This is a genomic window from Bradyrhizobium sp. ERR14 (assembly GCF_014198235.1).
Lineage (GTDB): Bacteria > Pseudomonadota > Alphaproteobacteria > Rhizobiales > Xanthobacteraceae > Bradyrhizobium.
On sequence record NZ_JACIHD010000001.1, the window covers coordinates 975,321 to 990,348 of the forward strand.

The following is a 15,028-nucleotide window of genomic DNA, read 5'->3' on the forward strand; positions in this document are numbered from 1 at the left end:
TAACCATGGCCCCTGCCCGGAGCCCGCCGACATGACCATCAGAGTTGCCACCTGGAACGTGAACTCGGTCCGGCAGCGGATCGACCTCCTGCTGACCTGGCTCAGGGAATGCCAGCCGGACATCGTCTGCCTCCAGGAGATCAAATGCGTCGACGAGGCCTTTCCGCGGCTGGAGATCGAGGCGCTCGGCTACAACGTCGTCACCCATGGCCAGAAGACGTTCAACGGCGTCGCGCTGCTCTCCAAGCTCCGGTTCGACGAGACCAAGTCGGGGCTCGCCGGCGACGACGAGGACGCCCATGCCCGCTTCATCGAGGGCGTGGTGACGCTGAAGTCGGGCGTGATGCGCATCGCTTGTCTCTATCTGCCCAATGGCAATCCGGTCGGGACCGAGAAATATCCCTACAAGCTCAAATGGATGTCGCGGCTTCTTGATTATTCGAAAGAGCGCCTCAAGACTGAGGAGCCGCTGATCCTCGCCGGCGACTTCAACGTCATCCCGCACGCCCGTGACGTCCATAACCCCGCCGCCTGGACCGAGGACGCGCTGTTCAAGCCGGAGACGCGGGAGAGCTTTCAGTCCCTGCTCGGCCTCGGGCTGACCGATGCCTTGCGGGCAGTCACGGATGAGCCCGGGCTTTACACCTTCTGGGACTACCAGGCCGGGGCCTGGCAGAAGAACCAGGGCCTGCGGATCGATCACCTGCTGCTGTCGCCCCAGGCCAGCGACCGGCTCGCCAATGTCGGGATCGACAGCTATGTGCGCGGCTGGGAGAAGCCGTCGGACCACGTGCCGGTGTGGGCGGATCTGGATCTGGAGGCGGCGTAGGCTACGCAGAATTGGTGGGCACGCTGCGCTTTGCCCACCCTACGAGACCGAGATTGCCGAGCTACTGCCGGCGGCCGCCCTGCACCCACTGTTCCAGCATTTGCAGGCACATGGCGCGGTCGTCGTCGGAGGCCTTGGCGAAGGCGCGGCTGTAGCTTTCCTTGATCCAGGTCTCTTCGGCGCCGGCGCTGTCACGCGCCAGCGTCAGCCACATCAGGCCGCGCGCGGCCTGCCGCGGCAGGCGGTCGCCGTTGAACAGCATCTGGCCGAGCAGCGCCTGCGCCTCGTGCTGGCCCTTCTGCGCGGCGAGGCCGAGCCAGCGCGCGCCATAACGGAAATCCTCGCGCGAGGCGTCCGGCGTCTTCAGGTAGAGCCGGGCGAGATCGTATTGAGCGTCGGCATTGCCGAAATAAGACGCCGCATAGGAGAACATCTCCCGCGCCCGCTCCGGATCCGACTTGACCTTCGAGTTCGGGATGCCGCTCAGATAGTAGCGGCCGAGCGCGACGAAGGCGTTGGCCACGATCTGCGCCTGCGGTGCCGACGGGCTGTCCTCGGCATGCGCATTGGCGATCCGGCTGAAATATTCGAAGGCGCGCAGATCGTCCTGGGCGACGCCGTCGCCATTGGCGTACATGCGGCCGAGCTTCCACTGCGCGATGGGGTGGCCACCCTCGGCGGCATACTGCAGCGCACTGAGCGAGGTCTCCTGAGGCACAGCCGCCGGCGCGACCTTGCCGCGCGCGGTCACCGCGGTCCCCGGCAAGGTGGTCACGACCGGGATGGTCGCGTCCTTCGGGTTGACCGGAGCCCCGTCGAAGGCAAGCGCCGGGGCGGCCAGCGCACCGGCCCCCAACACAAACGCAACTATGGCACGCCTAGATGTCCGCATAGCACTGTTTCTCGTGCGCGCCGCCCGGATGGGTCACTGCCCCCCCGACCGCTGGTCCAACCTGTTGAGCATACTTCCAGAGCGCACCTGACGTGTGGTTAGTCGCGCGAGCGGTCCATTTGGTCTTGCGCTGGGCCAGCTCGGCGTCGCTCAATTTTACGTTAAGGGTACCGGCGACCGCGTCGATCTCGATGATGTCGCCGTCCTCAAGCAGCCCGATCGGGCCGCCAATGGCCGCTTCCGGCCCGACATGGCCGATGCAGAAGCCGCGGGTGGCGCCGGAGAAGCGGCCGTCGGTGATGAGCGCGATCTTGCCGCCCATGCCCTGGCCGGTCAGCGCCGCGGTGGTCTGGAGCATTTCCCGCATGCCGGGGCCGCCCTTCGGCCCCTCGTAGCGGATCACGATGACTTCGCCTTCGTGGTAGGTGCGCTTCTGGACCGCCTCGAAAGCATCCTCCTCACGGTCGAAGCACCTGGCCGGACCGGTAAACCTGAGGTTGGACATTCCCGCGACTTTCACAATCGCACCTTCTGGCGCCAAATTGCCCTTCAGACCGACCACGCCGCCAGTGACGGTGATGGGCTTGTCTGCCGGGTGCACCACGTCCTGGTGCGGATTCCACTTCACGCTCTTGAGGTTTTCGGCGATCGTGCGGCCCGTGACGGTAAGGCAATCACCGTGCAGGAAGCCGTTGTCGAGCAGCGTCTTCATCAGAAGCGGTATGCCACCTACTTCAAACATGTCTTTGGCGACATAACGGCCGCCCGGCTTCAAATCCGCGACATATGGTGTCTTTTTGAAGATTTCGGCAACGTCGAACAAGTCGAACTTGATGCCACACTCATGCGCGATCGCCGGCAGGTGCAGCGCAGCATTGGTCGAGCCGCCCGAGGCGGCGACCACGGCGGCGGCATTCTCCAGCGCCTTGCGGGTGACGATGTCGCGCGGCCGGATGTTTTCGGCGATCAGGTCCATCACCTTCTCGCCCGCGGTCATGCAGAAGGCGTCGCGGATTTCATAGGGTGCCGGAGCACCGGCCGAGTAAGGCAGTGCAAGGCCGATCGCCTCGGACACGGTCGCCATGGTGTTGGCGGTGAACTGCGCGCCGCAGGCACCCGCCGAGGGGCACGCCACGCGCTCGATCTCGTCGAGGTCCTCGTCCGACATGGCGCCGACCGAGTGCTTGCCAACGGCCTCGAACATATCCTGCACGGTGACCTGCTGCCCGCGGAACGTGCCGGGCAGGATCGAGCCGCCATAGATGAAGATCGAGGGCACGTTGAGACGGACCATCGCCATCATCATGCCCGGCAGCGACTTGTCGCAGCCGGCGAGCCCGACCAGGGCGTCATAGGCATGGCCGCGGACGGTCAGCTCGACGGAGTCGGCGATGCATTCGCGCGACGGCAGCGAGGAGCGCATGCCGTCATGGCCCATCGCGATGCCGTCGGTCACGGTGATGGTGCAGAACTCGCGCGGGGTGCCGCCGGCCGACGCCACGCCCTTCTTCACCGCCTGCGCCTGGCGCATCAGGGCGATGTTGCAGGGAGCCGCCTCATTCCAGCAGGATGCGACGCCGACGAAAGGCTGGTGGATCTGCTGGGTGGTCAGACCCATGGCGTAGAAATAGGACCGATGCGGCGCGCGCGCAGGGCCTTCCGTCACGTGACGGCTCGGCAGCCTCTGCTTGTCAATCTTCGCGCTCATCGCAAACCAGTTTCCTCGGTCAACCCTTTCAGACCCGAAAAATCAGAGCCAAGATTTGAATCGACCTTGGGATTTCTCGTCGCCTTCGAAGACCGCCGCTGCCCTAGAACATTAGAGCGATTTTATTCATGTTTGGGTGTGGCCAAAAAGCGGCGGTGATGCGAACCACCAGTGATGACGGTTAAATCGGAACCGAGTGTTGCGTAGACAGCACAATCGTTACCGGGAAGACACGGGGTGGACTACTTCAATACCCTCGCGGTGAGGCTGATTCACAACTTCAGATTTTCTATCGGCAACAACACTTCCCCATTTGCTCCACGAGGCGGTGACCGCGCGGGTGAGTCGGGGCGCGCTGCTCATCAAGGATTCTTCCCTCGTGTCCCGGACAAGCCGCAACGCCTCTTAGCGTTGCGGCGCAGAGCTGGGACCCAGAAAGCGACAGGGCGCTGCGCTGCGTCCGGGGCACCAGCGGAGTTATGACGCACGCTTTTCCACGCCGTCATTGCGAGCGAAGCGACTTGTCCGCCGAAGCCTCGGCGAAGGCGGAAGCAATCCAGAGTCTTTCCGCGGAGGGATTCTGGATTGCTTCGTCGCAAGCGCTCCTCACAATGACGGAGCAGGAGGCACCATCGCGATGCTCCAATGCATATCCCAGCTGCAGTGCCGTAGGGTGGGCAAAGGCGCATCGCGCCGTGCCCACGATCTCTGTCCATAAGCAACAAGGCGTGGGCACGCTGCGCTTTGCCCACCCTACGAGATCGAGATTGTGGCACGCAGCTCAGCTCACGGACATGCCTTCGCGTCCTCGCGGCGCAATTCGCCCGAGCTTTGCTTGGTCTCGCTACCCTCTCATCCAAGAGGGCGCAGGGAAGGCCGGGTGCTGGCTCGCACCCGCGGTCTGCTGCGCGAAAAGCACGCGCAGGAAGAACCGCACAGCAGCATACAGGTGGTGCCGATCACTCGGCCTTCCCTGCGCAGTGGCTGGACGGCTTATGCCGTGATCTCCCGGGAGCCGACCATTCCTTCTGGCCTCCCTCGCCCCGCGAATTGGATGATGCAGTCTGCCCGGTTGGGCTCGCTCGCACCTTCGCAAGGACTTGACCGTGGCAACGACGGCCAGGACCACACGGTTTTGCCGTACGCGCGTTCGCTGGTCACCACATTATCTCCCGGCCTTGTCGACGTTGCCGAAAGAATGTGGCGAGACGAACTGAACAGCGCCGCTCGTCCGCACGAAGCCTCGGGCTCACAGGGACAACCCGCCCTGCCCGCACCTCTCGTGCCGACGCTGCCGCGTCCACCGCAAGCCCGGCTCGCGACAGTGACGACCACATAGTCGCCCCTCTTGGATGAGCCGGGATGGACGACACATACGCCGAAACCGAATTTCGGTAAAGCGGAATATTTTTAGCGACGTGGATTGACAGAGGGCGAAACAGGCACGATCGCGTAGCCCGGATGGAGCGCCAGCGTAATCCGGGACGGTGCACAATGCCGGGCGAGCGGCCCCGGATTGCGCTTTGCTCCATCCGGGCTACGGCCACGATCGGCCGCTCAGGCCGACATCGCTCGGTTGCGCCCAGCCGGATCGCCCAGACGGACGATCTCACAGATGGCGACGAGGCCGGCGAGCCAGACGGCGCTGGTCAGTCCAATGCGCGTCACGATGGCTGCGGTGAAGGCGCCCTCGCCGCCGAGGAACGGCGTCGCGGCGAGCAGCGCGAGCTCGTAGATCCCGTAGGCGGCGACGAGCGTGATCGCCAGCATCAGTGGCGTGCGGCCCTGCGGCAGCAGGCCGAGCACCGTCGACGAGGCCGCGGTCGCCAGAAGCGCGGCCGCGCCGATCACGAAGCCCCAGGCAATGGTGCCGACGTCAACGGGATAATGCAGCACGCCGAAACCGATGGTCTGGTTGACGAGCCAGGCACCGGTGACGACGAGCAGCGCCGGACGCTGCGGCAGCATCGCCGCGGCAACGACGGCGAAGGTCGCGAACGGCGTGGCGCAGGCGAACGCAAAACTTGCGAGCGCGCATGACGCCGTCAGCAGCGCAAAGCAGAACATCGGCGCATGGCGCGGCGCGACCGGGTGAAGCCGGAAGCGATCGCCACCAGATGGCAGGATGCTGAGAGCCATGGTTGAATCTCCTTCTTTCGAATTCTAGTCCATTTAGGGGCCCGTGACGAAAATCAGAACGTTGCGCCGGCCTTGAGCAGATAGGTGCGGCCGGGCAGCGGATAGGCGCTGAAGCGGCCGTCCGTGAAGGTGCTCGCGATGGCGTAGTCGTAGTAGAGCGCGTTCAGCACATTGTTGATGCTGAGGGACCAGAAGTAGCGCTCAACCTGGCCGCTGAGCTTGAGATCGATCGTGCCGTTGGCGGGAATCGGCTTCTGGGTGCCCGCCTGGTCGTTGTCCATGCGTCGCTCGCTCCAGAAGCGCGCGGTGGCATCGAGCACCACGTAATTCTGCCAGATGTTCCAGGTGATGCCCGCACTCGCCGTGTAGCGCGACACCAGCGGCACGTCGTTGCCGGCCCAGATGCCTTCGCGGAAGACCGCGCGGGTGTAGGCCACGCCGGAGCGCAGCAGCAGGGCATCGTTGACGCGATAGGACAGGCTGGTCTCCGAGCCGTAGCGGCGGGTCGGATCGAGATTGGTGTTGTAGAACAGGACCGGATTGAAATGGACCTCGTTGGTGAGATCCATCAGATAGAGACTACTCTGCAGCTGCAATCCGCCTCCCTTGATGCGAACACCGCCCTCGATATCCCCAGAGGTCTGGGTCTTGAGCTGGAACGTTTGCGGGATCGCAGCGAAGGTCAAGGGATCGAAGGAAGGCCCCGAGGAAAGGCGCTCGTCGACATCAGGCGTGCGGAACGCGCGCGCAATGCGGCCGAACAGCGAGACCTGGTCGTTGAGGCGATGCTCGGCCCCGAGATGCAGCGCATATTGGGTCTCGTTGCTCGTCAGCGGCAGCGCGCCGATGTCGGCGTTGAAGGGAGCTGCCGGGTCGAAATTGTCGCGTGCCGCAAGTCTGACGTTCTGCACACGCGCTCCGTAGGAGATGTCCGTCGTGGACGCGATTCCCAATGTGTGCTGGACATAACCCGCAACCGTCTGCTGCCTGAGGTCGTAATTGTGCCAGGGGGAGAGCCCCTGCCCCGCGCCGCGGTTCTGCTCAAAGCTCGCATCGTAATAGTCGATGCCGGTCAGGAGCTGCGACGGCATGCCGAGCAGCAGGCTCTTCACGCTGAGCCGCGGTGTGATCGACCAATTCGTCAGATGGGAACCGACATAGGTCGACGTGAAGAACGCCGGAACCGGCGTCGGGGTGGAAAAGAAAGCACTCTGCTGCTTCTTGTCGCGCACGCCGCCGTCGACAATGAGATCGACGCCGTTGACCAGGGTCTTGGTGAAGCCCGCGGTCGCACCAAAACCCTGCTGGTTGGCGTAGTTGAACGGCGTGCTTGTCCCTCGCCGGTTGGCCCTGAGCTCGTCGAGGCCGATGGAGGGATCGACGGTGCGGCCGCCCGGCAGTCGCAGCTCCTGATTGTCGCCGCTGACGGTAAGAAAAGCACTCAGGCCCAGCGTCGTGTAGTTGAGATTGCCGACGCCGTTCTGCTGCGAATAGCGATTGTTGTCGCGGTAGCCATCGGTCCTGACCGTATTGCCGTAGAACGAGGTCGACCACGGACCGGAATTGAGCGAGGTCGAGACATTGCCGAGCCTGGTGTTGAACGAGCCGAAGCCGGCCTCGATGCGCGCGGTCACGGGCGGTCCGCCGACGCCATTTTTGGTAACGATGTTGATCACACCACCGACCGCGTTGTCGCCGTAGAGCACCGCGCCGGAATTTCCCCGCGTGACCTCGATGCGTTCGATCGAATTGAGCGGGATGGTGGAGAGGTCCACCTGCGCCATGTCGACGTCGTTCAACCGTCGTCCGTTGACCAGCACCAGCGTGTTGGCGGTGGCAAAGGCGCCGAAGCCACGCAGGTCCACGCTGGTCTTGGCGCCGATCTGGCCGCCATAGAGCGTCGTGAGTTGGGCCCCCGGCGTCTGCATCGCGATGATCTCGGCAAGCGTCTGCGATGGCGAATGCGCGATATCCGCGGCCATGATGACGGTCGTGGCAGCCCCGACGATGCCGCCGCCGCCGGCGGCAGCCTCACCGCCGGAGCCCGATGAGCCGGCGCCATTGCCTGCCGGCGCGACAGTCGTCCTCGCCCGCTGCCGAGTCGCCTCGCCGTCACCGATCGCCCTCGCCCGCGTGCGGTTGTGATCGTCGGGCTGCGTCACTTCGATCGGCGGCAATTGCTCGGCAAGCGCGTGCTGGGCGAAGGCGGAGGACAGATCGAGCGAATGGAAGGAAACGGATGCGAGCAGGCCGGCGGCAAGGCGCCTGGCGGCAGAGACGATACGGGACACAATTGTAACCTCGGTATGACGTCAGTGGCACGTCACAGCGAACGAGGTTTCACGGCAGAGCGATGGATTGCTCCGGTGAAGCTAATGTCTGTACTCCCCGACCGACATCTTCGCGTGTGACCACGGCTGACGGCAGGTCTCCTGGCTCGCGGGTCGTAACCTTGCGTCGCCTTCCCAGGACCGAGTTTCCCAGTGGCATGAGACGAAAGATTCACCGCTTACAGTTGCGGGGGCAGCCGTGGCGTTGAGACAGATCCCTGCGTTGGGACAATCCCGCACCACATTCCCTTTTGATCTCCCTGAGGAGAACCGTCGCCGATCATTTACGAGCCGTTGGCCCCGGGAGTCAATCGACCGGTCGATGCCGGGCGCTCAGGTCCGCCCTCGCACACGTTGCGCCTGGGCCCAGGCGACAGCGACGTCGCGCGGCGGAACATCGACGCGCTTGATCGGGGTCAATTCGCCGGAGGCCGAGACGATCGCGGTCTCCTCGCGACGACAGCGCGTGCAGACAAAGCGGACCTCGTGCGGGGACGCCGACCAGCTCGACCGCTTCACATTGGCCGCCATCGGCCAGGCATCACAATGCGAGCACGACACCAGAAATCGACCGGGATCGAGCATACCCATTTCCATCGGACTCCGCGTCCTGCCCACCTGCTTCAATGATTAACCCAAGTGAATCGTTCCGGTGCCCCAGCACCGCCCCTGGGTGCGCCGGAGAAAGCGGTAGCCTCAGCGCGCGCCCTTGAGGGTGCAGGAGGTGGTGCAGGTGACCGTGGTGCCGCGATCGCACGATTTGCACGCACTGACGCACTGGTTCATGTCGCGGGGATTGTAGCTGTAGTTCCGCATCGGGCAGGTCAGCGTCGAGCCGGTGATATCCTGCTCCTGGTCGCAGGCCGCCGTCATGAGCGCGACTATGATCACGGCAACGAGGCGCATGTGATTGCCCTGTCAAGCATGGCAAATGACACTCGCGAGGTGCGCTGCAATGCAGCGAACCCCGGCCTTTCCACCACGAGCGATCGCTCGCGACGTCAAGGATGCGCGCCAAACCTTAAGAACGGATTGCAGCCGGCGTCAGGCCGCAGCCTTGGTCGCGATCGCCTGCCGCATGTCCACCGCCAGCTGACGGTACTGTTCCGAGAGTTTCAGATAGAACTCGCGCTTGGTGCTGTCGGTGGCGAGCTTGGCGATCAGCTCGCATTCGGCGGTGAGCGTCTCGAACCGTTCCAGCCTGTCCTGAAGTTCCGTCATCGGCGTGTCCCCGTCAAACGCCTCAAGGACATCCAACCTAAGCCCGGGAAATAGGTCACGGCGAACATCGTTATCGAGTAGAAACGTTTTTTCCGGACAGGGCGGGCCGACCCAACAAAAACGGCTATTTCTGCTCCAGGCGCCAGGCGCCGTCCCACCCCTCCTCCGGCGGCTTGGCCTCGAATTGCGCGATGCGGCCGAGCATCGTGCGCGAGGGGCCGTCGCCGGGGACGGCTTCGAGCGCGGCGTTGAAGGCGGCGCGCGCCTCGTCGAAGCGGCGGGCCCGATAGGCCGCGAGCGCTTCGGCATAATGCGTGCGCAGGCTGTCCTGCGCGGCGGTGAGCGCGCCGGCCCGCGCCATCACCTCGAAGATCGGCTGCGGCGCGCTCTGGCCGGCGACCGCCAGACGATCGATCTCGCGCAATTCGAGCCGCGCTCCGATCGCATCAGCAGTTGCCTGCGAGATCAGGATGCGGGTGCCGTAGACCTTGTTGACGGCCTCCAGCCGCGACGCCAGGTTCACGGCATCGCCCATCACGGTGAAGCTCATCATCAATTCGGAGCCGATGCTGCCGGTCAGGACCTCGCCGGTGGCGATGCCGATCCGCAGGTCACACGGCGCCGGCATGGCGCGGATGCCGAGCAGGTCGGGCAGCTGCTTCTGCAGCGCGGGCACCTGGTCGACCATCTCGGTTGCGGCGATGCCGGCCAGGAGCGCCTGCTCGTCCTCCTCGATGAAGGGCGGGCCCCAATAGGACATGATGGCGTCGCCGATATATTTGTCGATGATGCCGCGATTGCTCCTGATCGGTCCGGACATCACCGTGAAATAGTGGTTCATCACCCTGACGAGGCCACGCGGGGTCATGCCCTCGCTCATCGAGGTGAAGCCGCTCATGTCGCAGAACATGATGGTCATGACCCGGCGCTCGCCGTCGATCGCGACCTCGGGCCGGTCGATAAGCCCCTGCACCACCTTGGGATCGATGTAGCGGCCAAAGGTCTCGCGGATGCGCTCGTTGTGCCTGAGCTGCTCGGTCATGCGGTTGAAGGCCGCGGCGAGCTCGCCGATCTCGTCCTGCGTGGAGACGGTGATGGTCTTGTCGAAGCGGCCGGCCTCGACCTCGCGGGTGCCGGCGAGCAGCAGCCGCACCGGGCGCGTGATGCCGCTGGACACCAGGAGCGCAAAGGCAAAGCCGACGATCGCCGCGAGCAGGGTCACGACACCCGAAACGACGATCGCCTGATGCTGGCGGCTGATCACCTGCGACGTCGAGAAGAACACCTGCGTCAGCATGTCGGCGCGGATCGCATCGACCTTGCGGTTGAACTGATCGCGTAGCACGTCGATGTGTTCCAGCGTGCCGCGGGCCTCGGCCATCTGCCTGGCGTCGACCTGCTTGAGCAGCTTTGCATGGTCCTCGTTCAGATCGCGCCGCAGCTCGGTGACGGCGGTCTCGATGCGGATATCGATCCGTCCCAACGCGGCATTGTCCGAATACGTCCTGGGGTCGTCGATGATCGCGTTGACAAGCGAACGCGCGGCCTCGGCCTCCTCCTCGATCTTGCGATCGGATGTCTCGAACTCGCGAAGGCGCGCCGCATAGGCCTCTTCGTCCGACGGTGACTCCATTTTGGTCATGACCATCCGCCGCAGCGCCAGCCCCCGCTCCAGCGAGCGGATGTTGGCGCGAGCCAGATGGCTGTAGGCCGGGATGTAGCGGTTGGTGAGCTCGTCAAGCAGGACGCCGACCTGGCTCGACATCACCATCGACAGGATCGAGGTGACCAGCATCAGGACGATCAATCCGAGGGCGATACCGACGATCTTGCGCCTGATCGACTGGTTGAAAATCGGCATAGCTGCAGGGACAAAGGCCAAAGGGACGGAGCAAGGGAACTCCATACACCGGATCTGGCTGCGGGAACACGCGCAATCTGCTTCCTCCTGGCGCCCTGAACCAAGCCTGACCGTCGCAGGCCCGGATCGTTAACAAAGGTTAAAGAAGCTGACCTTTGCTCCCCAGCCGAAGTTCCCTGGTCACATCCGTATTTTGCCGCATTGTTGCGACAGCGTGAGGAATGCGAAACGATGCCGTGGCATCGTTCTCGATGTCGTTGATTCTCAAGCCGCATGTCGTCGCGGACCTTGGTTTGTAGTGGTTTCGCAGGGGGACCATGGGATGAACCAGTGCCTACGCTCGCTCGCGTGTCTCGTTGCCGTGGCCGCAATGGCCCTCCTTCCGACCGAGCTGGCGGCCAAGAGCAGCCACAAATCGTCCGCGCCGAAGAAGTCGCATGAGGCGAAAGCCGGCAAGCAGCGTCATGCCGCGGTGAAATCGCGCCATGGCAAGCATGCCGAGGCCAAGCGCAAGTCGAAGAAGACCGGCGACGATCCGCCCGAGAAGCCGGCCGCCCCGCCGCTCACCGGGGACCTCGCCGCGCTGAAGGATGCGATCGACCTCGCGCGCAAGGGCAAGACGGATGATGCGAGCGCGGCGCGCGACCGCATCGCTGATCCCGCCGGACAGAAGCTCGCCGACTGGTTCATGCTGCGCCATTCCGAGAGCACCGCCAATTTCAAGCGTTATGCCGCCTTCCTCGCCGCCAATCCGGGTTGGCCGAGCAGCGCCCTGCTTCGCCGCCGCGCCGAGGCGCGGCTGTGGCAGGAGAAGGCCGACGCGGCCACCGTGCACAAATTCACCATGGACCGCCCGACCAGCGCCAAGGGCAAGTTCGCCCTCGCCCGCGTGCTGCTCGCTGAAGGCGACGCCGACAGGGCCGCGCGGCTCGTGCGCGAGGCCTGGCGCACCGACGAATTGTCCGAGCGGAGCGAGGAGGATTCCTACGAGGCGTTCCGCGATCTGCTCAACTCCGAGGATCATCGCGCCCGCATGGACAAGCGGCTCGGCGCCAAGGACTATGCGGCTGCGCGGCGCGCCGCGAAACGGCTCGGCGAGGATGAGCTCGCGATCGTCAAGGCCTGCGCCGCCGTCACCGGCAAGGCCAGCAAGGCCAAGGATTATCTCGAGGACGTACCGACTGAAGCGCGCCGCGATCTCGGCTATGTGCTGTGCCGCGCCCAATGGCACCTCCAGAAGGATCGCATCGACGACGCCGCCGAGGTGATCCTGGCCGCCGCGCCCGACACCATGGCCGCGCAGGACACCGACGCCTGGTGGCGCGAGCGTCGCATGCTCGCGCGCAAGCTGCTCGACCAGGGCAAGTTCAAAACGGCGTATGACGTGGTGCGTACCGCCGCGGTGCCCGAGAAGGAAGTCTACCGCGTCGACTATCATTTCATGTGCGGCTGGATCGCTCTGCGCTTCCTGAATGATCCCCAGGCGGCCATGGTGCACTTCGCCGCCATCGATGCAGGCTCGGCCAATCCGATCGCGCTGTCGCGTGCCCATTACTGGCGCGGCCGTGCCGCCGAGGCGATGGGTGCTGTAGCCGATGCTCGCATGAGCTACCGGGCGGCCGCGCGCTATCCGACCGCCTATTACGGCCAGCTTGCGCGCGCAAAGCTCGGCCTCGATCGCATCGAGCTGCGACCGCCCTCGCCCGTGCTGGCCGCGCTCGACACTCCGCCCGCAGACGAGCGCGTGCGCGCCGCCGACATGCTCTACGGCATCGGCGAGCGCGACACGGTGTTCTATTACGCCGAGGATTTCGCCAAGGAGAGCACCGACGTCGCGGCCCTCGAGGGGCTCGGCGAACTCGCCGGACAGCGCCGCGATGCGCGCGTGATGCTGGAGGTGGGCAAGTCGGCGCTGGCGCGCGGGCTCGCGCTCGACCATTACGCTTTTCCGACCATCGGCATCCCCGAGCACCAGCAGGTCGCGCCCGCGATCGAGACCAGCGTGATCTATTCGGTGGCGCGCACCGAAAGCTCGTTCGACCAGCGCGACAAGTCGCCGGCCAATGCGGTCGGGCTGATGCAGGTGACACCTGAAGCCGGCCGCGACACCGCCAAGCGCTTTGGCCTGACCTACGACTGGGACAAGATGGTCTCCGATCCCGTCTACAACACGCAAATGGGCGCGGCCGAGCTGAGCGCGCTCCTGTCGGAATATCGCGGCAACCAGATCATGACGTTTGCCGGCTACAATGCCGGCCGCGGCCGCGTGCGCGAATGGGTGCAGGCCCGCGGCGACCCCAGGGATCCCAACGTCGATCCGGTCGACTGGGTCGAGCGCATCCCGCTGTCGGAGACGCGCAACTACGTCCAGCGCGTGATGGAGAACGTGCTGGTGTACCGCGCACGGTTCGAGGGTAGCAGCATGGTCGCCGGCAAGTCCGAACAGCGCGTCACGACGCAGGAAGTGAGCGCGGCACCAACGGGATCGGCCGCAGCCCCCTCACCCTAGCCTCGCCGCCGCCGGGGCTTGACGCGGCGCGGGCTGGACGCGGTGACTGCGGCCGACTGCTCTGCGCGGCCGTCATCGAGCTAGCCGTCACCTCCTTCCGTGGTCAGAAGGTCGTACTCGCGCAGATATGCCTCGGCCAATGCGCGCGACAGCGCGCCGATCTGAATCATCCAGCTCCAGCTCGAGATCGCCGCCAGCGCCGCGATCGTCTCGAGCGAGCTGCCGGGCCACAGCATGTCCATGGCCGTCTGCTGACGGTAGCAACCGTAGTCGCAATACCGCTCCTGCTTGGACACATGACGGACGTAACTCGCACCCAGCGGCCGCGCGCATGCGCGGCAGACGCCGCCGTGGCAGGGATGTTCCTGATTGACGAGCATGAATCTCAATGCCGTGTCCTCTCCTGCCGAATGCGTTCTGCGGCCCGACTACTCAAGATGCCGCGCGCGTGCGTCCCTCGATCAACGGCGCGGACTCGTGATGAAGTGCGTAGCAGTCGTAGCCGCAGTAGCGCAGCAGCGTCCTGGCGTCGCGCAGATAGCCACCATCGATCTCCTCGCAGCACCAAAGGCACGACGTCTTGCGGAACGGGGTTCTGCCGTTCACCAATATGAATCTCACGTGGCACCTCCCAGCGCGAAACAGTAGACCAGGTCGACCAGAGAGGCGGACGGCGGTGGCGCGCAGATATGGTTGCGGCCGTCGGGATTGTCTCTGTTGCGCTCGACCTTCTGCGACGGGATCAGGATGTATTTGCCGTCTTCCCGGCGCCGCGCGTAGATCCTGCCGTCGACGTAGCGAATCTCGGTCGGGTAGCAATCGGCATTGTTGCAGCAGCTCAGAACCGGATTGTCCGGCATGTGCCAGCTCGAATAGAACTTCTCGTGCAGCAGTTGATCCTGAGGCGGATGGTGACGATGTGAACCATCCGGTCCGGCTTCGTCGGCCTCCACGCCCGTCACCAGCGAAAGTGGCAGCGCGATCGCCAACAGGAGCTTGCAGGTACGGTTCAACGCAGCCTCCCGACGAAGAAATTGCCTGAGGTGGCAGACGCGGCGGCTGGTCCTCAGGCCGCCTGATATCGGAACAACCAGCGACGGTCGCGCTCGCGGCGCGCCCTGAACCGGTCGAGGCATTTCCTCGAGCAGACCGGCGTCCGCCAGGAATAGTATCGGATCAGGCCAAACTTCGCCGCGCAGACAGCACAGCCTTTGGACTCGGGACGGCGCTCGGAGTAGTCGGGGCTATCGCACATCATCCTCTCCTCTTGACCTCTTAGGGGTCCCGGCTTCCTTGTGCGCAAGCACGGGTCGCCACGGTCGTCACGGAAAATGCGGCTTCTCAATCGTGACTGCCAATTCATCCGGCAAGTCAGGGGCGGATGCAGAGCCTGGCTCTTTTGGGGCAACACCCCCGGAGCCTTTCAGCAATTTGTGCTCCGCAATCGTCTCCTCTCGATTGGCTGCCAAACTAGGCCGGCTGCAACGCATCGCTCAATTGTACGGAGGTAAATGCGCGCTAGAACTAGGGTTGTGCGAG

14 protein-coding genes and 1 riboswitch are annotated in these 15,028 nt (G+C 64.6%); of the genes, 3 read left to right on the forward strand and 11 right to left on the reverse strand.

Features of this window, described 5'->3' with window-relative positions:
• Positions 1-31 precede the first annotated feature (31 nt).
• A complete protein-coding gene (gene xth / locus GGD62_RS04860) occupies positions 32-829 on the forward strand; it encodes an exodeoxyribonuclease III (protein WP_018317865.1) in 798 nt (265 codons plus the stop codon).
• 61 nt (positions 830-890) lie between these two features.
• On the opposite strand, the gene GGD62_RS04865 is transcribed toward xth, so the two are convergent.
• Both GGD62_RS04865 and ilvD read right to left on the reverse strand, forming a co-directional pair.
• Positions 891-1,721, reverse strand: coding sequence for a tetratricopeptide repeat protein (locus GGD62_RS04865; protein WP_026201921.1), 831 nt, complete (start codon positions 1,719-1,721; stop codon positions 891-893).
• Positions 1,708-3,429, reverse strand: coding sequence for a dihydroxy-acid dehydratase (gene ilvD / locus GGD62_RS04870; RefSeq protein ID WP_179736566.1), 1,722 nt, complete (start codon positions 3,427-3,429; stop codon positions 1,708-1,710). Before ilvD ends, GGD62_RS04865 begins: the two co-directional genes overlap by 14 nt.
• Positions 3,430-4,309: 880 nt before the next feature.
• On the opposite strand from ilvD, the gene GGD62_RS04875 reads away from it, so the two are divergent.
• A complete protein-coding gene (locus GGD62_RS04875; protein WP_183707344.1) occupies positions 4,310-4,768 on the forward strand; it encodes a hypothetical protein in 459 nt (152 codons plus the stop codon).
• Between the two features lie 218 nt (positions 4,769-4,986).
• Here GGD62_RS04875 and GGD62_RS04880 read toward each other — a convergent pair whose 3' ends face one another.
• The 6 genes from GGD62_RS04880 to GGD62_RS04905 all read right to left on the reverse strand — a co-directional run bounded on the left by GGD62_RS04880 (position 4,987) and on the right by GGD62_RS04905 (position 10,980).
• Positions 4,987-5,568 (reverse strand): hypothetical protein, encoded by a 582-nt coding sequence (locus GGD62_RS04880; RefSeq protein ID WP_183707346.1) that lies wholly within the window; start codon positions 5,566-5,568, stop codon positions 4,987-4,989.
• A 53-nt stretch (positions 5,569-5,621) separates the two neighbouring features.
• A complete protein-coding gene (locus GGD62_RS04885) occupies positions 5,622-7,859 on the reverse strand; it encodes a TonB-dependent receptor domain-containing protein (RefSeq protein ID WP_183707348.1) in 2,238 nt (745 codons plus the stop codon).
• A 113-nt stretch (positions 7,860-7,972) separates the two neighbouring features.
• A riboswitch (cobalamin riboswitch) is annotated at positions 7,973-8,188 on the reverse strand.
• Positions 8,189-8,231: 43 nt separating this feature from the next.
• A complete protein-coding gene (locus GGD62_RS04890) occupies positions 8,232-8,495 on the reverse strand; it encodes a hypothetical protein (protein WP_244550660.1) in 264 nt (87 codons plus the stop codon).
• A gap of 99 nt (positions 8,496-8,594) precedes the next feature.
• Positions 8,595-8,804, reverse strand: coding sequence for a hypothetical protein (locus GGD62_RS04895; protein ID WP_183707349.1), 210 nt, complete (start codon positions 8,802-8,804; stop codon positions 8,595-8,597).
• A gap of 138 nt (positions 8,805-8,942) precedes the next feature.
• Entirely contained in the window at positions 8,943-9,119 is a 177-nt protein-coding gene (locus tag GGD62_RS04900; RefSeq protein ID WP_018320305.1) for a hypothetical protein, read from the reverse strand.
• 124 nt (positions 9,120-9,243) lie between these two features.
• Positions 9,244-10,980, reverse strand: coding sequence for an adenylate/guanylate cyclase domain-containing protein (locus tag GGD62_RS04905; protein WP_183707351.1), 1,737 nt, complete (start codon positions 10,978-10,980; stop codon positions 9,244-9,246).
• Between the two features lie 322 nt (positions 10,981-11,302).
• Here GGD62_RS04905 and GGD62_RS04910 point away from each other — a divergent pair, with 322 nt between their 5' ends.
• Positions 11,303-13,489, forward strand: coding sequence for a transglycosylase SLT domain-containing protein (locus GGD62_RS04910; RefSeq protein WP_183707353.1), 2,187 nt, complete (start codon positions 11,303-11,305; stop codon positions 13,487-13,489).
• 80 nt (positions 13,490-13,569) lie between these two features.
• On the opposite strand, the gene GGD62_RS04915 is transcribed toward GGD62_RS04910, so the two are convergent.
• From GGD62_RS04915 to GGD62_RS04925, 3 genes are read right to left on the reverse strand one after another with little or no spacing between them, the layout of a single operon-like run.
• Complete coding sequence (locus tag GGD62_RS04915) at positions 13,570-13,878, reverse strand: hypothetical protein (protein WP_245283271.1); 309 nt, start codon at positions 13,876-13,878, stop codon at positions 13,570-13,572.
• Between the two features lie 43 nt (positions 13,879-13,921).
• Complete coding sequence (locus GGD62_RS04920; RefSeq protein ID WP_177237119.1) at positions 13,922-14,110, reverse strand: hypothetical protein; 189 nt, start codon at positions 14,108-14,110, stop codon at positions 13,922-13,924.
• Positions 14,107-14,502: a hypothetical protein gene (locus GGD62_RS04925; RefSeq protein ID WP_092256935.1), complete on the reverse strand. Its 396-nt coding sequence runs from the start codon at positions 14,500-14,502 to the stop codon at positions 14,107-14,109. Before GGD62_RS04925 ends, GGD62_RS04920 begins: the two co-directional genes overlap by 4 nt.
• Positions 14,503-15,028 lie beyond the last annotated feature (526 nt).